This window comes from Streptomyces sp. NPDC058864 (genome assembly GCF_042742985.1).
GTDB lineage: Bacteria > Actinomycetota > Actinomycetes > Streptomycetales > Streptomycetaceae > Actinacidiphila.
Window position 1 is genome coordinate 23527 of sequence record NZ_JBHYMQ010000063.1, and the last position, 21866, is coordinate 45392.

The following is a 21866-nucleotide window of genomic DNA, read 5'->3' on the forward strand; positions in this document are numbered from 1 at the left end:
GGCGTCGGCCGCCGGCTCCCGTGCCGAACCCGGCCCTACAGGTCGAGCACCAGGTCCGTGCGCGGCCGGGAGCAGCAGATGAGGGCGTTCCCCGCGGCGGGCTCGTCAACGGGCTCCGGGGCGTACGCGACACCGCCGGTCAGCACCGCGGTCTCGCAGGTGTGGCAGACCCCGGTACGGCACGACCAGCGCGTCGGCACGTCGCACGCCTCGGCGAGTTCGAGGAGCGAACCGTACCCCGGGTGCCACGGCACGCTCAGGCCGCTGCGGGCGAAGGACACCGAGGGGCCGGACGGCTCACCGGGCGGAGCGGTGGGCGGGTGCGGAGGGCGGGCCGTCGCGTCGACCACGCCGGGGTTGATCGACGACAGCGTGCCGAAGGTCTCCATGTGGATGCGGTCCGCGGCCAGTCCTCCCGCGGACAGCGCCTGCGCCATGTCGTCCATGAAGGCCTGCGGCCCGCAGACGTAGGCGTCCGCGTCCGGCGGCAGGTCCAGGGCGGCGATGCGCGCCGCGTCGAGCCGGCCCGCCCCGGTGTAGTCGGTGCCCGCGCGGTCGCTCTCCCGCGGCCTGCTGTACGCGACGTAGGCGTGCGCGCCCGACAGCCGTCCCACCAGGGCCCGGGACTCCGCGGCGAACGGATGGCTCTCGCCGTCGCGTGCCACGTGCAGCCACCACACCTCACGTCGGCCGCAGGCGTCGGCCAGCGCGTACAGCATCGCCATCACCGGCGTGGCGCCCACTCCCGCGGACAGCAGCACCACCGGCGTGTCGCCCTCCCCGAGGACGAAGGTGCCGCGCGGCGCGGCGACGTCCAGCAGATCGCCCTCCCGCACGTGCCGCCGCAGGTAGCCGCTGCCCGCGCCGTGCGGCTCCAGCTTGACGCTGATCCGGTACTCCGCCGCGCCGGGCCGCCCCGACAGCGAGTACGTGCGGATCAACGGCGGCCCCTCCGGGTCGGGCCGCATCCGGACGGTGAGGAACTGCCCCGGCATCCCGGCCGGCAGCGGGCTGCCGTCCTGCGCGGCCAGCGTCAGCGAGAAGATGCTGCTGCTCTCGTCGCGGACCCGGTCCACCCGCAGTGGGCGGAAGCCCGGCCAGGCCGGGGGAGGGGCCGCCGTCCCGGTCAACCCGGGGTTGCCGGCACCGGTGCCGCCCTCCTCCGCCGGGCTGTCGAGCAGCGTCCGCATCGACTCCTGCCAGCCCGGGCTCAGCGCGGGGATGCGCAGCGCGCGCTCGACCTGGTCCCGGGGATGCCCGGGCAGGTACAGCAGCGCATCGATGTCGGCGACGGTCATGGCCTCCGGCCCGGTCCCGAGCTTGACGATCTCGTCGCCCGCCGCGACCTCGCCCTCCTCCAGCACCCGGAAGTAGAAGCCGGGGCGCCGGTGGGCCACCAGCAGCGCGGCCATCCTCGGCTCCGCCATGCGCATCCCGACCCGGTAGCAGGTCACCCGCGGCTGCGTGACCTCGAAGACCGCCCCGCCGATGCGGTACCGGTCGCCGATGCACACCTCGTCGTCCGGCAGTCCGTCCACGGTGAAGTTCTCGCCGAAGTTGCCGTAGGTGAGGTCGTCCCGGCCGAGCTCCCTCTGCCAGTGGCGGTACGAGTCCAGCTGGTACACCAGCACCGCGCGCTGCTCGCCGCCGTGCCCGCCGAGGTCCCCCTGCCCGTCGCCGTCGATGTTGAGGCGCCGGACCATGCGCGGGCCCGACACCGGTTCCTTCCAGACACCCGTGTACGTCGTCCGGCCGTGCCACGGCACGTCCTTGGGCAAACCGACGCTGACGGCGACCAGTGTGGCCATGCGCCATCTCCCTCGTAGCGCGAGCCCCCGCCTCCCGGCCACGCTATTACGCCGCCCGCGGTGCGCAACCCGGCCGCCGACCCGCGACCATCACCGCAGGTACGGTGGATCCGGCCCCGGCCGGGATTGCGGGCGGGCGCGCCGGCGTTGATCCAGCGGACAGCGCCGGCCCCACGATGGACGGAGACCCGCACCACCCATGTCCACCACCGTTGATCACGCACACGCCGCCGAGCCCGGTGGGGAGCCCGCCCGGAACGGCGCCGCACCCGCCCTGGACAACATCGTGTGGGGCGCCCTCAGCGGCCCGCACGCCCGCTTCGCCGAGGTGCACGGCCGCGCCGCCCGCTACCGGTCCGACGTGTCCGTCTTCGCGGGCCTCGCCGACCCGGCCGACCCCGCCGCCTGGGACGACCTGGCCGACCTGCTCGGCCCCGGCGGCACCGCCCTGGTCACCGGCTCACCGGTGGTCCCCGGCCACTGGGAGGTCGTGGAGGGCGGCGAGGGCGTGCAGATGGTGGACACCGCGCTCCGTGCCGAGCACGCCCCGGAGGCCGTACGGCTCGGCGCCGCCGACGCCGACGACGTCATGGACCTGGTCGCCCGCACCCGGCCCGGGCCCTTCCTGCCGAAGACCCTCGAACTCGGCACGTACCTGGGCATCCGGGAGGACGGCCGGCTCATCGCCATGGCCGGGGAGCGCATCCAGCCGCCCGGCTGGACGGAGATCAGCGCCGTCTGCACCGACCCCGGCCACCGCGGCCGGGGCCTGGCGACCCGACTGGTGAGCGCCGTCGCCGCGGGCATCAAGGAGCGCGGGGACACCCCGGTGCTGCACGCCGCCGCGAGCAACACCAACGCGCTGCGGCTGTACGAGTCGATCGGCTTCAGTCCCCGCCGCCGGACCCTGTTCCTGCTGGTCCGCGCGCCGCGGACGCAGGGCTAGACCTGGTCCGTCCCCCGCCGGTCCCCGTCCGCGACGACGGGGGCCGCGGGCCGGGCGTCCGGGTCGGCGGTGCCGGCGGCGAGCGAGCCGAGCAGGGCCAGTGAGCGCGCTGCCTCCGACCCCGGCTCGGCGTGGTAGATCACCAGGACCTGTCCCTCGGCACCGTTGATGCTCAGCTTCTCCCGGTACAGGTCCATGTCGCCGACCTGGGGGTGCCGCATCCGGGCCAGCGCGCCCTCGCGCCGGTGCACGTCGTGGCGCGCCCACAGTTTCCTGAAGCGGTCGCTCTTCAGCGACAGTTCCCCCACGAGCGCCGCCAGCCGGGGGTCGTCGGGATCGGGACCGGCCACCGCGCGCAGGCTCGCGACGGCGTTCACCGTGGCGGTCTGCCAGTCGCGGTGCAGCTCCCGTTCCTCCGGATCAAGGAAGGCCGCGCGGAGCCGGTTCACCCCCGGCACATTGTTGGGGGACAGCGCCCGCGCCATGGCGTTCGCGGCCAGGACGTCGAGGTACTTGCCCTGCACGAGCGCGGGCATCGGCAACTGGTCGATCAGTTGCAGGACGTGCCCCGGCACCTTCTCCTGCACCGGTCGCCTGGTCCTGCGCGGCCGCGGTCCGACCAGCCCGATCAGGTACGCCGAGGCGTCGGCGTCCAGCCGCAGCACCCCCGCCAGTGCCTCCAGGACCTGTACCGACGGATTGCGGTCGCGCCCCTGCTCCAGCCGGAGGTAGTAGTCCGAGCTGATGCCCGCGAGCATCGCGACCTCCTCCCGCCGCAGCCCCGGCACGCGCCGCAGCCCACCGCCGTTGAGGCCGACGTCCTCAGGCCGGACGAGTTCCCGCCGGGCCCGCAGGAAGTCGCCGATCACGTTCGAGCCGTCCATGCGCCCACGCTAGTTCGCCGCCCGCCCGCGTGCCTGGCCCTGCCGCCCCCAGTCACGGCCCGCCGGTGACCGCCCGGGAGGATGGCCGCATGGTCGACGGGAACGCCGGCCCCGCCCGCGGGGACGTGCTCGACGAAGGACGTGCGCTGGCGCTGATCGGCGCCCCATCCACTGCGGAGCGCCTCCCCGTGGGTGGTGCGACCATGATCATCGGCCCTGCCGGGACGCCGATCGTCCGGGAACTGCGCCCGGTTCCCCTCCGGCCCCTGGAGCCCAGGTCGGCCACGCGTTTCCACGTGGCCCCGGGACTCGTCCTGAGCGTCTCGAAAGGCCGGAGGGAGGACCGGTTCGACGTACGGGCCGGGGCCACCGACCGCGGTGCCCTGGGCCCCCTGCCCCACGACGCCCTCGACTGGCTCGCCTTCGACGGGTGACCGCGCCCCGCGCGGGCCTCAGGCGCCGGCCGCCAGGCACACCACCGGGACGCGCTGGACGAGGTTGTTCGCGAAACCGCCGCGGTTCCAGGGCTGTTCCAGCGGCTGCGTGTGGCCCTCCGCGTCGGTGGCGCGGACGCTGAGCACGTGCCGGCCGGGGGTGGCGTCCCAGGTGGTGTGCCAGTGCCGCCAGGCCCAGGGGTGGCCCGCGTCGTCGAGTTCGGCCGCGTGCCAGGTGCGGCCGCCGTCCGTGCTCGTCTCGACGCCGACGACCGGCGCCCGGCCCGACCACGCCCGGCCCTCCAGACGCTGGGGGCCCGGCCGGACGACACGGGTGCGCGTCATGAAGTCGGGGAAGCCGGGCGGCACCATCAGCGCGCGCGGCGCGATGCGGGTCACCGGCTCGCCGGGTTCGTCGGGCTTCTGCCGGATGCGGTACGCCACGGCCTGCTGGAAGCCGGCGAAGGGGGTGTCCGTGAGCGTGATGTCGCGCAGCCACTTCACGTGCGCCATGCCGTACCAGCCGGGGACGACCAGGCGGACGGGGTGGCCGTGCTGCGGCGGCAGGGGCTCCCCGTTCATGGCGTACGCCACCAGGACCTCGGGATCCTCGGCGGTGGCGGCGTCGACCGTGAGCGAGCGCTGGTAGTCCTGCTCGACCCCGCGTTCCACGCCGTGGTCGGCGCCGGTGAAGACCGCTTCGACGGCGTCGGGTTCCACACCCGCCTCCCGCAGCAGCGTGCGCAGCGGCACACCCGTCCAGTCGGCGGTGCCGACCGCCTCGTTCAGCCAGGGCTGGCTGACCGGCCGTGGTGTCAGCCCGGCCCGGCCGTTGCCGGCGCATTCCATCGTGACCCGGTGCGTGACGGCCGGATACCGGCGCAGGTCGTCCACGGACAGTTCCAGCGGGGTACGGACCTTGCCTCCGACGGTGAGCCGCCAGGTGCGGGCGTCGGCCGGCGGGATGTCGAAGTGGACCAGCACGTAGTGCAGGCCGGGTGGTGTGACGTCGTAGCGCAGGGCCTCCAGGGGCAGCGCGTGGTTGCGGGCCGCCAGGCCCAGTTCGTCCATGCCGATGCCCTCGGCCGGGTCGGCCAGCCGGGACGCGGCGCTCACGTGCGCGATGCTCGGATCATCCACCCCACCAGTGTGCCCCGGCAGGTCCCGGCAGGTCCCGGCAGGTCACAGCAGTTCCCGCCAGGTCACAGCCGGGCCCGGTCGAGCAGCGCCCGCAGCACGGGACGCCGCGGCGACTCGGGGGGCAGCGCACGCAGCGCCGCCTGCATCAGGTCGACGTCGTGGTGGTTGCCGGGCCGGTCCAGCCAGTCGAGCAGCAGCCTGGCGTCGCCGCGGTCGCGCAGGGCGCGGCGCAGCGCCCAGTGGAGTTCCTCGCGCGCGTCGACGATGGCCGGGGCGTCCGAGCCGGGCAGCAGCGCCCCCGGGTAGCGGGCCAGAGCCCGGCGGTGGGCCCCGCGCGCGAGGAGCGCGCGGACCTCGTCCGCGTCCGTGGTGGCCGGCAGCAGCAGCCGGTACGGGCGTGAGCCCAGCACCTGCGGGCCGAGCAGCCGGCGCAGCCGCGACATCTCGGCCCGCAGGGTGACCCGCGCCGACTCGTGCTCGTGCAGCCGCACGGTGAGCGCGTCGGCGCCCAGCCCCCGCGGATGCCGGGCCAGCAGGAAGGCGATCTCCGAGTGCCGCGGGCTCAGTTCGACCGTTCCGTACGGCGAGGTCAGCAGTGCCCGGTCGCGTGCCAGTACCTCCAGCCGCGCCCCCGCGGCCTTCGCCCCCGGGGCGGGGGCCGCGGGGAGCACGCCGCGCAGCCGCAGCAGCCGCAGTTCGGCCTCCGCCGCCGCCACGGTGGCCCGCACCAGGGCCAGGGCGTGCGGGGCCGCGATGTGGTCGCCGCCGGTCAGGTCGATCACGCCGATGACCGCGCCGCTGTCCGGGTCGCGCACCGGGGCCGCCGAGCAGCTCCACGGGTGCACCGGACGGATGAAGTGCTCGCCCGCGTAGATCTGCAGGGGCCGTCCCAGCGCGACCGCGGTGCCGGGCGCGTTGGTGCCGGCCGCGTCCTCCGCCCATTCCGCGCCCTCGACGAAGCCGATCCGTTCGGCCCGCGCCGCCAGCCCCGGCGTGCCCTCCACCCACAGCAGTCGGGCGTGTTCGTCGCCGACCGCCACCAACTGGTCGCTGTCCTGGGCCGGTTCGACGAGCAGGCTGCGCACCACGGGCAGCACCGCCGCCATCGGGTGCTGCCGCCTGTACTCCCGCAACTCCGCCGCGCCGAGCCCGGGGGAGCGGGGGCCGTCGGCCTCCGGGTCCACGCCGCGGCTGAGCGAGCGCTGCCAGGAGTCGAGGACGACGTCGCGCACCGGCCGCGGAGGGCGTCCTGTCGTCAGGAACTCCTCGTGGGCGCGCGCGACGTCCCGTCGCAGGAGGTCCGGATCGGTCCCCGGCGGCCAGGCCGCGTAGGACGCCGCGTACGAGACAGTCATGGCCGTCCCCGGGAGTCGGCACGGACCGGTGCCCGGCGGCACCGGGTGGGGTGCTGCCGAGTGTAGTTCCGCGGTGGCGCTCCGCCGCAACCCTGTTGCAACCTTGGGCGTCCTACGGTCCCCCCCAACCGCCGTCCGCGACGGAGCGGGCGGCTCGCAATGGGAGGCCGCCCCATGACCCGGTACGCCAACCCCGGTACCACCGACGCGATCATGTCGTACCAATCGTGCTACGACCACTGGATCGGCGGCGAGTACGTCCCGCCCGCCCGCGGCGAGTACTTCGGCAACCCGACCCCGGTCACCGGCGAGGACTTCACCGAGATCGCCCGCGGCACCGCCGAGGACGTCGAACGGGCCCTGGACGCCGCCCACGCGGCCGCGCCGGCCTGGGGCCGTACGTCGGTGACCGAGCGGGCCAATGTCCTGGGCAGGATCGCGGACCGCATGGAGGCGCACCTGGAGGAACTGGCCGTCGCCGAGAGCTGGGAGAACGGCAAACCGGTCCGGGAGACCCTCGCCGCCGACATCCCGCTGGCCATCGACCACTTCCGCTACTTCGCGGGTGCCATCCGCGCCCAGGAGGGCAGCCTTGCCGAGATCGACGACGACACCGTCGCCTACCACTTCCACGAGCCGCTGGGCGTCGTCGCGCAGATCATCCCCTGGAACTTCCCGATCCTGATGGCGACGTGGAAGCTCGCCCCGGCCCTCGCCGCGGGCAACGCCGTCGTCATCAAGCCGGCCGAACAGACCCCGGCCTCCATCCACTTCTGGATGAGCCTGATCGCCGACCTGCTGCCGCCCGGCGTGGTCAACATCGTCAACGGCTTCGGCGTCGAGGCCGGCAAGCCGCTCGCGTCCAGCCCGCGCGTCGCCAAGGTGGCCTTCACCGGCGAGACCACCACCGGCCGGCTGATCATGCAGTACGCCTCGCAGAACCTGAAGCCGGTCACCCTGGAGCTCGGCGGCAAGAGCCCCAACATCTTCTTCGACGACGTCTCCGCCGCCGACGACGACTTCTACGACAAGGCGCTCGAGGGCTTCACGATGTTCGCCCTCAACCAGGGCGAGGTCTGCACCTGTCCGTCCCGCGCGCTGATCCAGGGCGGCCACTACAACGCCTTCCTCGAGGCGGCCGTCACCCGCACCGAGAAGATCGTCCAGGGCCACCCGCTGGACACCTCCACCATGATCGGCGCCCAGGCCTCCAACGACCAGCTGGAGAAGATCCTCTCCTACTTCGACATCGGCCAGCAGGAGGGCGCCAAGGTCCTCACCGGCGGCGAACGCGCCGACCTGGGCGGCGAACTCGCCGGCGGATACTACGTCCGGCCGACCATCCTCGAGGGCGACAACCGCATGCGCGTCTTCCAGGAGGAGATCTTTGGCCCCGTCGTCGCCGTCACCTCCTTCGGCGACTTCGACGACGCCATCGCCACCGCCAACGACACGCTGTACGGCCTCGGCGCCGGCGTGTGGACCCGCGACGGCAACACCGCCTACCGCGCCGGCCGCGCCATCCAGGCGGGCCGCGTGTGGACCAACTGCTACCACGCGTACCCGGCGCACGCCGCCTTCGGCGGCTACAAGCAGTCGGGCATCGGCCGCGAGACGCACAAGATGATGCTCGACCACTACCAGCAGACCAAGAACCTTCTGGTGTCCTACTCGCCGAAGAAGCTCGGCTTCTTCTAGACCGCAACGGAGGGCGCCCGAGCCGGAACCACCCGGCCGGGCGCCCTCCGCCGCGGCGGCCACGTCTGTGTGCCGGCGTCCGCCACGCGGGTCAGCTCCCGCCCGTCAGCCGGGCGGTCACGGTCTTGGGGCGCTGGTACTCGTGCAGGGCCAGCGTGCTCAGGTCCGTGCCGTGGCCGGAGGCGCCGCGGCCGCCGTGGGGGAGTTCGGCCGTCTGCACGAGGTGGCAGTTGAGCCAGACCTCGCCGGCGTCCAGGCGGCCGGCGAGGTCGAGCCCCGTGGCCAGGTCGCGGGTCCACACGGACGCGGCAAGGGCCTGCGTGACCCCGGAGGCCAGCGCCACGGCAGCGTCCAGGCCGGTGGCCCGCTGCACGGTGAGCAGCGGGCCGAAGACCTCCTCCACCACCGCCGGGTCGTCGTCGGGGAGGTCGGCCAGGATCCGGGCGGGGCGCCAGAAGCCGTTCTCCTCGCCGGGTCGCGGGGCGATGTCGGCCGCGATGTTCCGGCCGGCGGCCGAGGCCTTGACGAGGCCGTCGTAACGGGCCGTCTGATCCGGGTTGTTGAGCGGGCCGAAGTCCCGCCCCGCGAGGCGTTCCCGCATCGCGGCGACCAGCCGCTCCACCGTCTCCTCGTGGTTCTCGCGCAGCGTGATGACCCGGGCGGGCGCCGCGCAGCTCTGCCCGGCGTTGTAGGTGCAGGCCCGGGCGAGCTGTGCCCAGGTGTCGTCGGGTGCGTCGGGCAGGACCAGCACCGGGGCGTTCCCGCCGAGTTCGAGACTGACCCGGCGACCCGCGGCGCGCGCCGCCACGTCGGCCCCCGCGGTCGCGCTGCCGGTGAACGCGACCATGTCGACGTCGGCCCCGACCAGCAGCCGGCCGGTCTGCCGGTCGCCCGGAACGGCCGTGAGGACACCGGGACCGAGCGCCTGCTCGGCGTGCCCGGCCAGCAGCTGCAGGGTGTCGGGGGTGGTCTCCGCGGGCTTGGCCACCACGGTGTTGCCGGTGGCCAGGGCCGGCGCGCACCGCCATGCGGCCATCAGCAACGGGTAGTTCCAGGGCACGACCACACCGACGACGCCGATCGGCTCCCGGCGCACCCAGCTCTCGTGGCCGGCGACGAGCCGTCCGCCGGCCGGGGCCGACTGGGCGCGGACGGCGGAGGCGAAGAACCGGAAGAGGTCCGCGACCTGTTCGACCTCCGCCGTCGTCTCGGAGTCCGGTTTGCCCGTCCCGGCTGCCTCCCGTGCGACGTAGGCGTCCGCGTGCTCCTCCACCAGCGCCGCCAGCCGTTCCAGCCGGCGCGACCGCTCCCTCGGGGTGAGCGCGCGCCAGCCGGGCAGGGCCGCGCGGGCGGCCGCGACCGCGGACCGCACTTCGGCCTCGCGGCCCACGGGGGCGCTGCCCCGGACACGGCCGGTGCGGGGGTCGACGAGGGTGGTGTTCACAGGGCGGTCGCCTCCATCGGGGATCCGTTCACAGGTCGTACGCCCGCAGCCACAGCTCCAGCGTGAGCACCAGCCACAGCTTGCCGCCCTGCCGGGGGAGCAGGGTGCCCTCGCCGCGCAGCCACGTCCGTACGGTCTCGGGCCGGAACAGCCCGCGCCGCCGGGCGGCCCGGCCCAGCAGCAGGTCGCCCCCCAGCTCGCGCAGCGGGCCGCTCAGCCACTGCTGCACCGGGACCCTCATACCGCTCTTGGGCCGGTCCACGACGGTGGCGGGCAGCAGGTCCCGTACGGCCTCCTTGAGCACCCACTTCTCGGCCGTGCCCCGCAGCTTGAGCGCGGGCGGGGTGGCGAAGGCGTGGTCCACCACGCGTCGGTCGAAGAGCGGGGCACGGCCCTCGATGCCCTGCGAGGCAGTCAGCCGTTCGACCTTGGTGAGGATGTGGTGCGCGCCCTTGGTCCGCAGGTTGCAGTGGAGCAGCTGGTTGAGCAGATGCGTCATCCGGCCCGGGCCCGTCAGGTAGGGCTCGACGAAGCGCTGCGGGGCCGGCGCGTTCGCCAGCGCGGACAGCGCGTTGACGGTCAGCAGGTCCGGGAGGTCGGTCCAGCACTTGCGGTAGGACCGCAGATAGGCGGTGGCCCGGTCCTCGTACCAGGGCTCCCCGCGGGCTCCCGGTGCGGAGGCGTGCATCTCCTGCACCAGCATCGGGAGGTTCTTCGGCCCGCCGAACACCGGGTCGCCGCCCTCGCCGTTCAGGACGACCCCGAGCCCGTCCCCTGCCACGGCCTCGGCCAGCAGCAGATTCGGCACCGTCAGCGGGTCGCCGACCGGGCTGTCGAGCAGGGCGGCGGTACCGGCGAGCCGGGCGGCGACCGCGGCGCCGGAGACCGTCAGCACCCGGTGGCGGGTGTTGCAGTGGGCGGCGACCAGTCCCGAGTAGCCCAATTCGTTGGGGAGTTCGTCGCCGAAGCTGATGGAGTACGTGTGCACGGGGTGACTGTGCAGCTTCCCGGCGAGCGCGGTGACGAGCGAGCTGTCGATCCCGCCGGAGAGCAGGACCCCTACGGCCTCCGCCTCGGGCAGCCGCCGCGCTGTGGCGTCCTCGAGGAGGGCGCGCAGAGTGAGGACGGGGTCGCCGGATCCGCCCGGCAGCTCGCGGGGCTCCCAGTGGACGGTCTCCGTCACCGTTCCGTCGCCCGCCAGCCGCAGCACCCGGCCGGGGAGCACCTCGCGTACGCCCTCCAGCAATGTCTCCTCACCCGGCAGATAGGCGAAGGTGAGGAAGGAACGGACGGCGGACAGGTTCATGCGGGTGCCCAGCGCGGGCCAGCGGCGCAGGGTCCGCAGGGAGGTGGAGGCCGCCCAGGCGCCGGCGGCCCGGGCGTAGAAGAGGGTGCGCGCGCCGACGTGGTCGCGGATCAGTACGAGGTCGTCGCCGTCGAGGACCGCGAGCACGAACATGCCGTCGGCCAGCGCCACGCCCCGTTCGCCGAGCCGGGCCCAGCAGCGCAGCAGCAGTTCGCCGTCGCCCGTGCCGGGCGGCGCGGGGGCGCGGTCCGCGGCGAGGGCGTCGAGGAGCGCGCCGCGGTTGTGCAGGGTGACCTCGCCGACGGCGCGCATCCCGTGGGCGTCGAACGGCCCCTGCGCGCAACCGGGTTCCTCGCGTACGAGGGCCAGCCCCGGTCCGACGGGCCGGGCGCCCATGGCCGTGAGGTGGGCGTCGGCCGCCGTGGGCCGGCCGTCGGCGGGCGGGCCGTCGGCGGGCGGGGTGGCCGGTGCGAGGCAGACGCAGAAGCGCGCCATCCGAGAGTCCTTTCCTGTCGTCGCGTACTCGTGCCGGGAGGGTCCGCCCGCCGGTCGCCCGGGTCCGGCCGTCGGGTCAGCCGAAGTCGTCGTCGGTCCAGCCGCCGTCGTCGTCGTCCCAGTCCCCGTCGTCCCAACCGCCTCCGTCACCGCCGTCGGCCCCTCCGCCGGACGACGAACCCTGTGCCTGCCGGCGCAGCTCCTCTTCCTCTTCCGGCGTGAGGCTGAGCGGCGGGAGCTGCGCGGCGCTGATCGCCAGTCCCGCCACCCCGAGGCCGACGAGGGCCGCTCCCATCCGGCCGCCGAAGGACGTCCGGTTCACCGTCAGGGTGTCGCCGCGTCCCCAGAGGGTCCGGCCGTAGCCGATGTCGCGCCCGTAGGTCACCGTGCCGTCGGCGAGCACGCGCTTGACGATCCGGTGGCCCAGCTGTTCGTCGGTCCCGTCGCCGCCCTGGCCGTCGTGCCAGTGCACCACCCCGTTCGGGCCGCGCCGGCGCCACTCCTGCCGGCCGTCCTCGTAGGTGCGGTGGACACTGCAGTCGGCGAGCAGGGTGTCGGTGTAACCGATCTCGCGGGGGCGGATCATGTTCCTCCGTCCTGGGGTCTGCGCTGTCCGGGCATACGGTCCTCGCGTCGGGATCGGGAGCTGGAACGGGAGCTGGATCGGGTGCGGGCACGGGTTCCCCTTCGGCTCATGCGTCGGGCCAGGTCATGAACCCGGAGGCACGCAGCTCCCGCAGATCGCCCCACACGGAGTGACGGGGCGGCCGCGGACCGCGGGTGAGCCGCAGCACCGTGCGCAGCAGCCGGGCCGGCGGCACCGCGGCGACCTCGGCGAACCGGCCCGCGGCGAGCCACTCGGCCTCACGCGGCCGCAGGCCCTGTGGCAGCGGCCCGAGGGGCGGGACGGGACGGCGCCCGCGCCCGGACACCAGGCGCATCGCCTCGGCGTGCCGGGGGACGAGCCCGAGGGAGACGACGTGCACCGCCTCCGTGCCCAGCGCCTCGCGCACCCGGCCGGGCAGGGCGATCCCGGAAGGGCTCGCGTCGTGCAGGACGTGCACGGTGGCGTCCCCGGCGCGCTCCAGGGCCTCCACGAGCCGCGCGTCGAGCGGCAGGCCGCCCGCGGCGTCCAGTACGGGGCAGCCCGCCTCCAGGTGCACATGGTTCGCCAGCAGCATCCGGGCGATGGAACGGTCCTGACAGACCAGCAGCCGGGGCAGCCCGTAGTCGTGGAGATCGGGTTCCCGGCCCGGCCCGCCGATCCCGCCGATCCCGGCGCCACCGGTCGGTGCGGCGGGCAGGAGCCCGGCGGGCTCCCTGCCGCGCAGTGCCTGCGTGAAACGGGACAGCCGCAGCGGCGGGGCCGTGGTGCGCGTGATGCGCCGGAGCGGTGCGGGCGTGGGGCGCAGCACGCGGCACGTCTCGTAGTACAGCTGCCGCTCGGTGAAGCGCAGACCCCCGGGGGACGCGGCACGCCGACCGGCGACGCCGATCGCCCGCTCCAGCAGCAGCCGCCCTACGGGACGTATGGGTTCCGGCATGTCAGTACCCATCCTCCACCGCCGGCTCCGGGGACCGCGGCCAGTTCAGGAAACCGGCGGCCTCGGCTTCGCGTTGCTCTCGGTCGGCAGCGTCGCGGGCCTCCCGGACGGCCCGCACGACCGCGGACTCCAGTACAGCGGGCGGGACGGCGGCGAGCGGGCTGAACCAGCCCTGGAGCAGCCATTCGGCGTCGTCCGGTGCCTCCTGCGCGAGCCGGCGCAGCCACTCCGGTCGCTCCTCCAGCACGCTCGCCGGTGGATCCTCGTGGAGCACCACGGCCTTCCCGTTGCTGACGACCACCCGCAGCGGCAGCCCCGCGTCCACGACCACCCGCCGGGGCAGTCGCGCGCGGGCGTCCGCCACCAGCTGGAGGCCGCGCAGACCCGCGTCGTGGAGCACGAGCACGGGCCTGGTCCCGGTCCCGGTCCCGGTCCCGGAGAGTTCCCCGACGTCGGCGGCGAGGGCCAGGTCCAGTCGTGCCGGAAGGTCGTTGGCGGCCAGGAAGACGCGGACGGCCGGGTCCGGGCAGAGCAGCTCCACGGTTCCCGGCCGGTGCCCGTACGCGGGGGCCTCCCGGCCCCGCCGGTCGTCGACGATCCCTGGTGGCAGGCTGCCGTACACCTGCGCCCATCGATTGCAGATCATCAACCGGAAACTCGCCTGCGTTGGCACCACGGAGGCGTGCGCGGGCGCCCCGGACTGGTTCCGCGCGTTGAGCGCGGCCCCGTACACGAGGGCGGACACCGCCGTGCCCACGCACAGGAGGATCGTCGCGAAGGACTGACCGTGCACGATGAAGCCGAGCAGCACCAACCCGAGGAGGAGTACAGCCCCGATGGAGTGCGCGGTCCGCGGGGAGATGCTGTTGTCCGGGCCCGCGGCCCGGCGGGGGTTCGCGGTCCGTGCCAGGTACCAGAGCTGGGTGACGGTGACGTTGCGGCGGCCCCCGTCGGTGGCCTTCTCCACGACGCGGCGGATCCGCGTGTCGTGCATGCCCCTGCCGTGCACCTTGGGGTCGAGGGCGAACGGGCGTCCGCACTTGCCGCAGACGCTGTCGGAACGCTCCTTGCGCAGCAGCGACGCACGGCAGTTGGGGCAGATCACGGTCCCTCCCCCGGCCAGGTCATGAAGCCGAGGGCGGCGGCCCGGCGGCCCTGCGGTTCGGCCTGCTCCCCGGCCCGTTCCGCGGCCCTGGCCACGGCGGCCAGGAGCCTGGCCGGAGCCACCCCGACCAGCGGGAACCCCCAGCCCCGGCGCAGCCAGGTCAGTTGCTCACCGCTGTACTCCCCGGTGGCCTCCAGGGCCCGCATGACCTCCTGGCCGGGCCTGTCGCCGCGTACCGGCACCGCGCGGTCACGCCCGTACACGGCGCCGAGCGGCAGGCCGATGTCGACGACCCGGCGCCCGGGCAGCGCGGAGCGCACCTGGTGGGGGAGGAGCAGCCCGTCCGCGTCGGCGTCGTGGAGGACCAGGACGGGGCCCGGGCCGGAGGGGGCGGGCAGCGCCCCCGGTCCGACGACGAGGGTCAGCCGGTGACGGGCGGCCAGCCCCGAGGCCTCGACGAAGACGGCCACCGAGCGGTCGGGGCAGACCAGCACCAGGGCGCCGGCCTCGTGGGGCGTCCGGGGATAGCGGCTGTCGTCGACCACCCCGGTCGGCAGCGAGCCGTAGACCCGCTTCCAGTCCTCGAGCGGCCCGGCCCGGAAGGCGTCCCGGGCGAGCCGCGGCCGGCCCCGGCCCACCCCCTTCACCTCGGCGACCACGAACCCGCACGCCAAGAGCAGCGCCGCACCGCCGATGACACCGAAGGCGACGGAGCCCTGGCCCAGCCCGACGAGCCCGGCCACGACACCCACGATGGCCGGCAGGACGGCGCAGCCCACCGTGCCCCACGCGGTCCGCAGCGACGTGCGCGAGAGGGCGTACCACAACTGCCCCGATGTGCACGGGACCTGTCCGTCCTGCGTGAGGCGCATCGCGATCCGGCGGACCCGGAGGTCGCTCAGGCGCATCGCATTGGTCTTGGGATCTAGCGCGTACCGGCGCCCGCACTTGCCGCAGACGTTGCCGGGCCGCTCCTTGCGCAGCAGCGACTTCTCGCAGTGCGGGCAGATCACCGGCGGCCCTCCAGTCCCCAGGCCAGCCGGCGCAGCCGGGCGGCCAGTCGCTCCCGCGCGGTCGTGACGCCCGGACCGCGTAACCGCTGGGCCCGCTCGACGTCGCGCAGGGCGGCGGCGAGGACCAGGTAGTCGGTACGGGCGAGAGTGCCCGTGCGCCCGCCGGGCGGGGCGGCTGCGTGCGGCGCCCCGGCGGCCCTGCGCTCCGCCTCGGGGGCGGTGATGGCGTAGTCCTCGTGGTCGATGCCGAAGCCGGTGTTGGCGGCGAGGAGGGTCAGCGGGGCGGTGCCGCGGTTGGCGAAGGAGTGCGGCACCATCTCCGGGATCCGGATCAACTCGCCCGGCACGAGCGGGACGTCGGTGACCTGGCCGCGTTCGGCGTCGTACAGCCCGCAGGCCCCGTGGCCGAGGCTGAGGACGAAGTGCTCCCCGCCGTGCGCGTGCGGGGTGAAGGCGCTGCGCGGGCCGACGATGCCGAGCTTGACGGTGGCGTTGGAAGGGCGTTCGGGGGACGTGGCGGCGTCCCCCACGAGGTAGTGCGCGAACTGTCCGTCGTCGATGAACCGCAAGAGGTCCTGTTCGGGCCGCAGGTCCCGGGTGCCGTCACGATCGGCGAGGACGACGGAGCCGTCCGGGCCCAGCCGGTACAGCCGCACACCGCGCGGCAGCTCCGGCATCTTTCCACGCGTGCTGCCGAACAAGCGTGCCTCCCCCAAGTGCCGCTCCGTACGCATGCGTATGGTATGCCGCCGTTCCGGAACCTGACGAGGTCCCGTGCGGGCCGAGGGGTGGCGCGCGGTCGAACGGTGGGTGAACGCGGCCCGGTGACAGTGGAGACGGTCGTGCTCAGGCGCGGGTGCGGCGGACGCCTGCCGCGGCCACGTCGCGGAGGTCGCCGGTGCGCCGGAACGGATCGCGCCGGACGCGGGTGCCGTTGCCCTCCAGGACGTCGCGTACGTGGTCGAACAGGGCGCGGACCACGGCCTCGGCCGGCGCGGGTTCCATGACCGGCGGGTGGGTCAGGCGGCCTGCGACGCCCCCGGCCGCAGCAGTGCCGCACTGCGCCGGGGGGTGGCAGACGCGGACGCTCCGTCAGGCGAGCACCGAGTCGTCCTCCGGACGGGCCCCCGGCAGCCGCAGCCGGGCCGCGATCAGCGCCGCGTCGACGTCCCGCGTGCCGGTGGCCACGCACAGCGTGTACGAGACGTCCGCCATCCGGCGCCGCACCTCGGGGTCCCCGGGGTCGAGCAGCCGCAGCGTCTCGAAACGGTCGACCAGGTCGTTCAGCACGGCGGGGTGGGCCAGCAGCACGTCGTCCTCCTGAGGGGCCGGGGCCTGGGATCAAGCCCGCGTACCTGGCTGCCGCCTACCCCGACTTCGTCAGGGCACGCAGCGGCGGCACGGAGGGGGATCAGCGGCGGGTCCGCTCCGGCAGGGCCGTGACGATGATCTCGCGGGTCGCCGTGCTGTCCTCGACGGTGCGGAAACCGGCGAGGGCGAGCGCGTCCAGCACCGCCTTGTGCAGGGGACGGCGGTGCGCCCCGGGCGGATGGGTCGCCGTGGCGCCGGTGCCGAGCAGGGTGTCCCAGCGCACGACCACGCCCCGGGGCCCGGCCTCCACGACGGGGCGGTCCTCGCCGCCGTGCTGGGCGAGCGGCAGCCCCGCGTCCAGCAGGGCCAGGCACACCGCCGTGTACAGCCGCCGGACGTCCGCGCCGAGCCGGCGGGCCGACGGGCGGGACGGGGTGAGCGCCCCTCGGTTGCCGGTGAGGTCGAGCAGCCGCAGGACGGTGTCGCTGGCGGCGGTCACGGTCAGCGTCCGGTGCGCGGCCATGGCGCGGTTGCGCAGCTCGAGCAGGGCGTTCAGCCCAGCGCCGTCGCAGCCGGTGACGTCGCGCAGGTCCAGGTCGAGGCCGTCGCCCGCCTCCAGGGCGGCGAAGAGGGCGCGGCGCAGCTCCGGCGCGGTGCCGGCGTCGAGCTCGCCGATCAGGACGGCCTCGGTGCGCGCGGTGCCGCCGGGACCGAGCAGGACGGTCAGGCGCGTATGGGACTCGTGCTGCCCGGCGAGTTCGGGCCCCGCGGGAACGGAGTGCACCCGCAGATCGGGAGACCGGTCCGACATGCCGTACCTCCTGCACTTTCGCTGCGCGCCGGTGCGTGCGGCACCTCGGCGTGGAGAGATCGGAAGACATGAACGACACCCGGAGGCCCGCATGAACATTTCCGGGCAAAGGGGTGACATCGGAATGATATGTGCTGGAGGGCGGCTTGGCGCCCGGTGCGCGGGAGAGCGCGCGCCCGCGCGTCGCGGCGGGGGCGGGCTGCCCGTCCGGCGCCCGGCCGGCCTCCTCGGCCGCGTGATGCGGAAGCCCCCGATGTGCCCCGGCCGACGGCGGGGAAGCAGGGGGAGCGGGGGAGCGGCAGGGATCGGGGCGCCAGGGCCCGTGCGATCCTCTCGAGCCGGGCGGCGGGCCGGGCGCGGGCGCCCGCGGGGTTGCGGAAGGAGTGGCTGCCGTCGTTGATCAGCTAGCCGCCGTCGGTCGTCGTGCCTCCTGTCCATGAGGGAGGCCGGCCCCGCCACAGGGCCGGCTCTCCGGGGTCCGGTTCCGAGAAGCCATACGGATCGGGACAAGCACCACGGTAGGCGCCGCCACTGACATCCGGCCCGTGAGGTAGCGTCCGCCCCATGAGCGGTGCGAGTGAACGGTGGGCCGGGCTGCGGGAACGGGTGACGGGCCTGGAGAAGCCGCTCATCCCGGGCGAACTGGCCGAGCTGGAGGGCCAGATCGGCGTGCGCCTGCCGGAGGAGTACCGGCAGTTCCTGCTCCTCATGGGCGCCGGCGGAGCGGGCCCTGCCTACGGGGTGTTCCCGGTCCGCCGCGGCGCGGACGGCCGCTGGGCGTGGCACGGCGACGGCGCCGACCTCACGGACCTGGACCGGCTGGCGGAACCCTTCCCCACGACGCGGGCGACGGCCGCGGAACTGGCCGCCATGGCGGCCGCCTGCCCGGAGGAGGAGGACTTCGAGGACATCGAGGAGTTCGACGCCGCCTTCGAGGCATGGGACGAGCACTGGGCACCCCTGCTGTGGGGCGATGACCGCACCGTCGGTGCCGTCTGTCTGTGCCACCTGGGCTGCGCGCAGCGGCAGTGGCTGGTCGTGTCGGGCCCGGCGGCCGGTCAGATCTGGGACGACGAGAGGGCCGACGACCTCGACCTGCGCCCGGCCACCGGGCCCGACGGCACCCTGCTCACCTTCGCCACGTGGTACGACGCCTGGCTGCGGGAGACCGCCCGTACGACGTGAGCGCCGGCCCGCACGTGAGCGCCGGCCACCACGTCCGCCTCAACCGGGCCACACACCGGTGAGCCGCCGGGTGGCGGTCGCACCCCCACGCTCGACCGCCGCCTTGACGAAGGCGAAGATCGCGCCCTGCAGGGCCGCCGCGGCCAGTACCTCGGCCCAGGAGCGGTCCTCGTCGGTGGCGCCGGGCGCGTCCTGTTCGTGGCCGAGGGTCTTCCAGGCCCGCTTGAACAGTGCGCCGGCGATCAGCCCGGAGACCGCGCCCAGGGTCATGCCCACGGGCTTGTAGACGATGCTCGACGCCTTCACCCGCGCCTCCTCCTGGCGCGGCGCACCAGCAGCAACACCCCCATCGCGGCGCCGGCGCCGAGCAGGGGCGCCCGGTGGGCCCGGGCGGCCCGCGCGGTCTGTCCGGCACGCGCCCGTGCCGCCGGTGCCTTCGCACGGGCGGTACGGCCGGCCTGCACGGCCCGCAGCCGCATCCGCACGGCCGCCTTCACCGCCCTGTCGCGGGCCGGTTCCGGGGTCTTCTCCCGGACGAGTTCGGCTATCCGGGACGCCGCCCCGTGCGCCTTGGCCCCGGCCTGGCCCGCCCGCTCCAACAGACGGCCCTTGACGTCGGTCTTCGCCGCCAGTGCCGCGACGGTGCGGCCCAGTTCCTCGCGCGTCGCCTCGACGCGCTGTCGCAGTTCGTCGGTCGTGGGTGACTTGTCGCTCGTCATCGGTGTGCCCTTTCCCTGAGTTCGGCGATGCCGGCCTTGACGCTGTCGATGGCGGTCCCGGCCGTGAACAGGCCCGCCCCGCCGAACAGGCGGCCGCCCGGGCCGGAGCGCCGGCCCTTGCGTGCCATCTCCGCCTGGGCCGGCCGCAGTTCCTCGCGCACCGGTCGCGACGCCCGCTCCGACGCGCGGGCACCGGATCGCCCACCCGTTCGTCACCGCCGCCGCGGTGCCCGGTCGCGCTCACGGGCCCTCACCTGCCTCCGTCCGCTCCGCGCCGGTCCTCCGTGCGCCCCACCCCCCTCACTGCGCGCCTTCCCGGTCCGCCCCGGCTCACGCGCCATCACCTCCCTGACTTGACGTCAGGCGTGCTGGAACGGGCCCGCGTTCGGCAGGATGGAGACCATGACGAAACCCTCCACACTGCGGTCGGCCGCCCGTGCGGGCTCCACCGGCCGGGGCTCCACCCTGTCCCTGTGGTCGAAGGACTCGGTGCTCTCCATCGGCTCGGTGGGCTCCGTGCTCTCCATCGGCTCCGTCGGCTCGGTGCTGTCCGTCGGCTCGATCGGCAGCGCCCTGTCCGCGGGCTCCTCCGGTTCCGCCCTGTCGCTGCTGTCGGCCGGTTCCTGGCTGAGCGTGGGTTCGGTGCTGTCCGCCCAGTCGCGCTGGTCGGTGCTGTCCTGGCGCTCCTCGCATGGCTTCCGCACCGCGGGCACGGTGGCCGCCGTCGCCGGCGCGGCGGCACTCGTACTGCTGGCCGGCGCGGCGGGGAAGCCGCCAGCGGAGTGATCAAGGGCCCGCCCGGCGTGCCGCGCCGGGGCCCGGGCCGGGTCCGGGGGTTTGGATGGGGGCGGCCGCCGACCGGTGGCCGTCGCATCCGACCTGGAGGCCGTCGTGCGTGTCCGCCCTGTCGCCGTGTCCGTCCTGTCCGCGGCCGTGCTGCTGTCCGCGGCGCCCTCCGTCCGGGCCGCGGACGGCTGGACCCCGCACCGCGACGGCGGCCGGAGCGTACGACTCGCCGTCTACGACTCGGGGCGCGTCGGCCACGCCGTGATCACCGTCCACCGGGCCGGGCGCGGCTGGGAGGTCGACGCCCTCGTCACCAAGGAGGTCGACGACCCGGGCTGCCTCTACCTCGCCACCGACGACGGCGAGGAGGACGGCCAGGGCCGGGAGATCGGCGCCCAGTGCGGCTCCGCGGACACCACCACCCGCATGATCAGCCACACGGAGTTCCGCCGGCTGGTCCTCGGCTGGGTCGACGGCGACGGCGTCCCCGTCAGCCGGCGGAGCGTCAGGCTCTGACCGTCCGCGCGGCGTCCGGCGGTTCCGCCACCTCACCGGAACCGCCGGCCCGCGACCGTCCGGATGGCGTACGACTGTGAGTGTTGCCTGGAACCCGTGATCGAGGGCCCGGAGGGCGGCTACCTGAGCCGTCGCACCAGATCCGCCGGCGCCCCGGTGCCGAGCAGCATCAGGGACCGGCCGCCCCCCGGGTCAGGCGGGCCGGGACAGGGCGGGCGTCGGCGCCGCTCCGAGGACGTCCGTCGCCAACTGGCGCAGGGCCGCCGCCGACAGTGGCCCGAGGGCCAGTGTGCGCGCTCCCCGATCGCGCAGCGCCCGCCGCCCCGGGGCGCTCCGCGCCGTCGCCTCCTTCAACGTGGGGCGATCCCGTAGCCCCGTGGGACACACCTGGCGGTCCTTCAACCCCACCCCACGTGCCGGGGGGTTCGCGCGGCACGGCGCCGTACGTGTCCTGCGGAGGCCGGTGCGGACATGTGCCGCGGGTTTGCCGAGGGCCGCCCCGCACGCTCCATCGGCGCCCAGGTGCCCGGCCGCATCGGCGGACTCGCCCCGGTCTCCGTCGTACCGGCCGAGGACCGCGACGGCCTCACCTGCGGTGCGACCTCGACCGGCTCCTGGCCGCCGCCCCCGCCCGCGTGACCCGGATCACAGCCCGGACCTGCATAGCGCGAGGCATGCTGATGCCTTTTCCATGACGTAAGGGTTCGGCGAGAGCAAGGGGCGGGCGGTGCTGATGGGGGATTCCCGGACCGATGGGGGGTTCGACGATTTCGTGGCAGCCCGATGGTCCGCCCTGTTCCACCTCGCCCGGCTGCTCACCGGCGGCGACCGGCACCGCGCCGAGGACCTGCTGCAGGAAGCCCTGGTCAAACTCTGGTTCGCCTGGCCGCGGGTCGCCGACCAGGCGCCCGAGGCGTACGTGCGCAAGGTGCTGGCACGGGCCGCGGCCCGTTCGGCCCGGCGCCTTCGGTGCGAACGAGCCCGCCGCCCCGGCGCCGCAGCCGGCCGGCACCCCGCCGGCGACCGGCACGCCCTATCCGAGTCCCGGCGGTTCGACGAGCACGAGCCCGGCCTCCCCGACCACGAGCCAGGGCGGCGCCGACCCCACCGCGACCGATTCCGGCGCGCCCACGCGGACACCCTCGTCGTCGTTCGCCGGCACCGGCGACGGCGGCTACAGCGGCTACGGCGGGCTCCCGACCGGGACGGCCTCCGGCGCCGCCACGAACCCGCCGACCGGCAGCGTCAGCCCGAGCGGGACCGCCAGTCCCTGAACCCGGGCCGCCCCGATCCTCGGCCCCCCGATTCCGTTGCCCCGATCCCCGGCTGCCCGGACCCCGGTCCCGTGCGCGCCGTCGTCGTCCAG

23 protein-coding genes and 2 pseudogenes are annotated in these 21866 nt (G+C 75.0%); 8 read left to right on the forward strand and 17 right to left on the reverse strand.

From position 1 onward, the window contains the following. Positions 1-35 precede the first annotated feature (35 nt). Positions 36-1808, reverse strand: a complete 1773-nt coding sequence (locus ACFW3D_RS32915) for an MOSC domain-containing protein (protein ID WP_500510539.1) — start codon at positions 1806-1808, stop codon at positions 36-38. A 199-nt stretch (positions 1809-2007) separates the two neighbouring features. On the opposite strand from ACFW3D_RS32915, the gene ACFW3D_RS32920 reads away from it, so the two are divergent. Beyond that, positions 2008-2754 carry a GNAT family N-acetyltransferase gene (locus ACFW3D_RS32920; protein ID WP_500510541.1) on the forward strand — a complete coding sequence of 249 codons (747 nt, stop codon included), beginning with the start codon at positions 2008-2010 and terminating at the stop codon, positions 2752-2754. Here the strand turns inward: ACFW3D_RS32920 and ACFW3D_RS32925 are convergent. Then, positions 2751-3638, reverse strand: a complete 888-nt coding sequence (locus tag ACFW3D_RS32925) for a helix-turn-helix domain-containing protein (RefSeq protein ID WP_500510543.1) — start codon at positions 3636-3638, stop codon at positions 2751-2753. The two genes, ACFW3D_RS32920 and ACFW3D_RS32925, sit on opposite strands and share 4 nt — an antisense overlap. 89 nt (positions 3639-3727) lie before the next feature. On the opposite strand from ACFW3D_RS32925, the gene ACFW3D_RS32930 reads away from it, so the two are divergent. After that, entirely contained in the window at positions 3728-4072 is a 345-nt protein-coding gene (locus ACFW3D_RS32930) for a hypothetical protein (protein ID WP_500510545.1), read from the forward strand. Between the two features lie 18 nt (positions 4073-4090). Here ACFW3D_RS32930 and ACFW3D_RS32935 read toward each other — a convergent pair whose 3' ends face one another. Then, the gene (locus ACFW3D_RS32935; protein ID WP_500510591.1) at positions 4091-5143 is read right to left on the reverse strand and encodes a sulfite oxidase; all 1053 of its coding nucleotides are present in this window, start codon (positions 5141-5143) and stop codon (positions 4091-4093) included. A gap of 131 nt (positions 5144-5274) precedes the next feature. After that, positions 5275-6567 carry a GAF domain-containing protein gene (locus ACFW3D_RS32940; RefSeq protein ID WP_500510548.1) on the reverse strand — a complete coding sequence of 431 codons (1293 nt, stop codon included), beginning with the start codon at positions 6565-6567 and terminating at the stop codon, positions 5275-5277. Positions 6568-6741: 174 nt separating this feature from the next. Between ACFW3D_RS32940 and exaC the strand changes: the two genes are divergently transcribed. Continuing rightward, positions 6742-8265 (forward strand): acetaldehyde dehydrogenase ExaC, encoded by a 1524-nt coding sequence (gene exaC, locus ACFW3D_RS32945; protein WP_500510551.1) that lies wholly within the window; start codon positions 6742-6744, stop codon positions 8263-8265. 91 nt (positions 8266-8356) lie between these two features. Here the strand turns inward: exaC and ACFW3D_RS32950 are convergent, their stop codons facing one another. The 10 genes from ACFW3D_RS32950 to ACFW3D_RS32995 form a co-directional block, all read right to left on the reverse strand. After that, a complete protein-coding gene (locus ACFW3D_RS32950) occupies positions 8357-9709 on the reverse strand; it encodes an aldehyde dehydrogenase family protein (RefSeq protein ID WP_500510553.1) in 1353 nt (450 codons plus the stop codon). A 28-nt stretch (positions 9710-9737) separates the two neighbouring features. Continuing rightward, positions 9738-11510, reverse strand: a complete 1773-nt coding sequence (locus ACFW3D_RS32955) for an asparagine synthetase B family protein (protein ID WP_500510555.1) — start codon at positions 11508-11510, stop codon at positions 9738-9740. Between the two features lie 76 nt (positions 11511-11586). After that, the gene (locus tag ACFW3D_RS32960) at positions 11587-12096 is read right to left on the reverse strand and encodes a hypothetical protein (RefSeq protein ID WP_500510557.1); all 510 of its coding nucleotides are present in this window, start codon (positions 12094-12096) and stop codon (positions 11587-11589) included. Between the two features lie 106 nt (positions 12097-12202). Beyond that, the gene (locus tag ACFW3D_RS32965; RefSeq protein WP_500510560.1) at positions 12203-13054 is read right to left on the reverse strand and encodes a hypothetical protein; all 852 of its coding nucleotides are present in this window, start codon (positions 13052-13054) and stop codon (positions 12203-12205) included. Position 13055: 1 nt separating this feature from the next. Continuing rightward, positions 13056-14159 (reverse strand): hypothetical protein, encoded by a 1104-nt coding sequence (locus ACFW3D_RS32970; protein WP_500510561.1) that lies wholly within the window; start codon positions 14157-14159, stop codon positions 13056-13058. Beyond that, entirely contained in the window at positions 14156-15172 is a 1017-nt protein-coding gene (locus tag ACFW3D_RS32975; protein WP_500510563.1) for a hypothetical protein, read from the reverse strand. Before ACFW3D_RS32975 ends, ACFW3D_RS32970 begins: the two co-directional genes overlap by 4 nt. Then, positions 15169-15873 carry a cupin domain-containing protein gene (locus ACFW3D_RS32980; protein ID WP_500510566.1) on the reverse strand — a complete coding sequence of 235 codons (705 nt, stop codon included), beginning with the start codon at positions 15871-15873 and terminating at the stop codon, positions 15169-15171. Before ACFW3D_RS32980 ends, ACFW3D_RS32975 begins: the two co-directional genes overlap by 4 nt. A gap of 145 nt (positions 15874-16018) precedes the next feature. Beyond that, positions 16019-16177: a hypothetical protein gene (locus ACFW3D_RS32985; RefSeq protein WP_500510567.1), complete on the reverse strand. Its 159-nt coding sequence runs from the start codon at positions 16175-16177 to the stop codon at positions 16019-16021. An 87-nt stretch (positions 16178-16264) separates the two neighbouring features. Further along, complete coding sequence (locus ACFW3D_RS32990) at positions 16265-16483, reverse strand: DUF5133 domain-containing protein (RefSeq protein ID WP_500510568.1); 219 nt, start codon at positions 16481-16483, stop codon at positions 16265-16267. Between the two features lie 100 nt (positions 16484-16583). Continuing rightward, complete coding sequence (locus ACFW3D_RS32995) at positions 16584-17294, reverse strand: STAS domain-containing protein (RefSeq protein ID WP_500510570.1); 711 nt, start codon at positions 17292-17294, stop codon at positions 16584-16586. Between the two features lie 564 nt (positions 17295-17858). Here ACFW3D_RS32995 and ACFW3D_RS33000 point away from each other — a divergent pair. Then, positions 17859-18479: an SMI1/KNR4 family protein gene (locus ACFW3D_RS33000; protein WP_500510571.1), complete on the forward strand. Its 621-nt coding sequence runs from the start codon at positions 17859-17861 to the stop codon at positions 18477-18479. Between the two features lie 39 nt (positions 18480-18518). On the opposite strand, the gene ACFW3D_RS33005 is transcribed toward ACFW3D_RS33000, so the two are convergent. The 3 genes and pseudogenes from ACFW3D_RS33005 to ACFW3D_RS33015 all read right to left on the reverse strand — a co-directional run. After that, the gene (locus tag ACFW3D_RS33005; RefSeq protein WP_500510574.1) at positions 18519-18785 is read right to left on the reverse strand and encodes a DUF4235 domain-containing protein; all 267 of its coding nucleotides are present in this window, start codon (positions 18783-18785) and stop codon (positions 18519-18521) included. Further along, entirely contained in the window at positions 18782-19198 is a 417-nt protein-coding gene (locus tag ACFW3D_RS33010) for a DUF3618 domain-containing protein (protein WP_500510576.1), read from the reverse strand. Before ACFW3D_RS33010 ends, ACFW3D_RS33005 begins: the two co-directional genes overlap by 4 nt. Further along, positions 19195-19380: pseudogene (locus ACFW3D_RS33015) on the reverse strand (phage holin family protein); the annotation flags it as partial. The gene ACFW3D_RS33010 and the pseudogene ACFW3D_RS33015, both read right to left, overlap by 4 nt. A gap of 220 nt (positions 19381-19600) precedes the next feature. Between ACFW3D_RS33015 and ACFW3D_RS33020 the strand changes: the two are divergent. The 4 genes and pseudogenes from ACFW3D_RS33020 to ACFW3D_RS33035 form a co-directional block, all read left to right on the forward strand. Then, positions 19601-19984, forward strand: coding sequence for a hypothetical protein (locus tag ACFW3D_RS33020; RefSeq protein WP_500510579.1), 384 nt, complete (start codon positions 19601-19603; stop codon positions 19982-19984). A gap of 105 nt (positions 19985-20089) precedes the next feature. Further along, entirely contained in the window at positions 20090-20500 is a 411-nt protein-coding gene (locus ACFW3D_RS33025) for a hypothetical protein (protein ID WP_500510581.1), read from the forward strand. A gap of 471 nt (positions 20501-20971) precedes the next feature. Continuing rightward, the gene (locus ACFW3D_RS33030) at positions 20972-21139 is read left to right on the forward strand and encodes a hypothetical protein (protein ID WP_500510583.1); all 168 of its coding nucleotides are present in this window, start codon (positions 20972-20974) and stop codon (positions 21137-21139) included. 94 nt (positions 21140-21233) lie between these two features. Then, a pseudogene (locus tag ACFW3D_RS33035) lies at positions 21234-21471 on the forward strand (sigma factor); the annotation flags it as partial. Positions 21472-21866: the final 395 nt, after the last annotated feature.

Bases quoted from the DNA above. Each gene is read 5' to 3' on its own strand.
- ACFW3D_RS32930 (WP_500510545.1), top strand. From the start codon at position 3,728: ATGGTCGACGGGAACGCCGGCCCCGCCCGCGGGGACGTGCTCGACGAA.
- ACFW3D_RS33000 (WP_500510571.1), top strand. From the start codon at position 17,859: ATGAGCGGTGCGAGTGAACGGTGGGCCGGGCTGCGGGAACGGGTGACG.
- ACFW3D_RS32920 (WP_500510541.1), top strand. From the start codon at position 2,008: ATGTCCACCACCGTTGATCACGCACACGCCGCCGAGCCCGGTGGGGAG.
- ACFW3D_RS32915 (WP_500510539.1), bottom strand. From the start codon at position 1,808: ATGGCCACACTGGTCGCCGTCAGCGTCGGTTTGCCCAAGGACGTGCCG.
- ACFW3D_RS32940 (WP_500510548.1), bottom strand. From the start codon at position 6,567: ATGACTGTCTCGTACGCGGCGTCCTACGCGGCCTGGCCGCCGGGGACC.
- ACFW3D_RS32960 (WP_500510557.1), bottom strand. From the start codon at position 12,096: ATGATCCGCCCCCGCGAGATCGGTTACACCGACACCCTGCTCGCCGAC.
- exaC (WP_500510551.1), top strand. From the start codon at position 6,742: ATGACCCGGTACGCCAACCCCGGTACCACCGACGCGATCATGTCGTAC.
- ACFW3D_RS32955 (WP_500510555.1), bottom strand. From the start codon at position 11,510: ATGGCGCGCTTCTGCGTCTGCCTCGCACCGGCCACCCCGCCCGCCGAC.
- ACFW3D_RS33030 (WP_500510583.1), top strand. From the start codon at position 20,972: ATGTGCCGCGGGTTTGCCGAGGGCCGCCCCGCACGCTCCATCGGCGCC.
- ACFW3D_RS32925 (WP_500510543.1), bottom strand. From the start codon at position 3,638: ATGGACGGCTCGAACGTGATCGGCGACTTCCTGCGGGCCCGGCGGGAA.
- ACFW3D_RS32965 (WP_500510560.1), bottom strand. From the start codon at position 13,054: ATGCCGGAACCCATACGTCCCGTAGGGCGGCTGCTGCTGGAGCGGGCG.
- ACFW3D_RS33010 (WP_500510576.1), bottom strand. From the start codon at position 19,198: ATGACGAGCGACAAGTCACCCACGACCGACGAACTGCGACAGCGCGTC.
- ACFW3D_RS32995 (WP_500510570.1), bottom strand. From the start codon at position 17,294: ATGTCGGACCGGTCTCCCGATCTGCGGGTGCACTCCGTTCCCGCGGGG.
- ACFW3D_RS33020 (WP_500510579.1), top strand. From the start codon at position 19,601: ATGACGAAACCCTCCACACTGCGGTCGGCCGCCCGTGCGGGCTCCACC.
- ACFW3D_RS32935 (WP_500510591.1), bottom strand. From the start codon at position 5,143: ATGGACGAACTGGGCCTGGCGGCCCGCAACCACGCGCTGCCCCTGGAG.
- ACFW3D_RS32985 (WP_500510567.1), bottom strand. From the start codon at position 16,177: ATGGAACCCGCGCCGGCCGAGGCCGTGGTCCGCGCCCTGTTCGACCAC.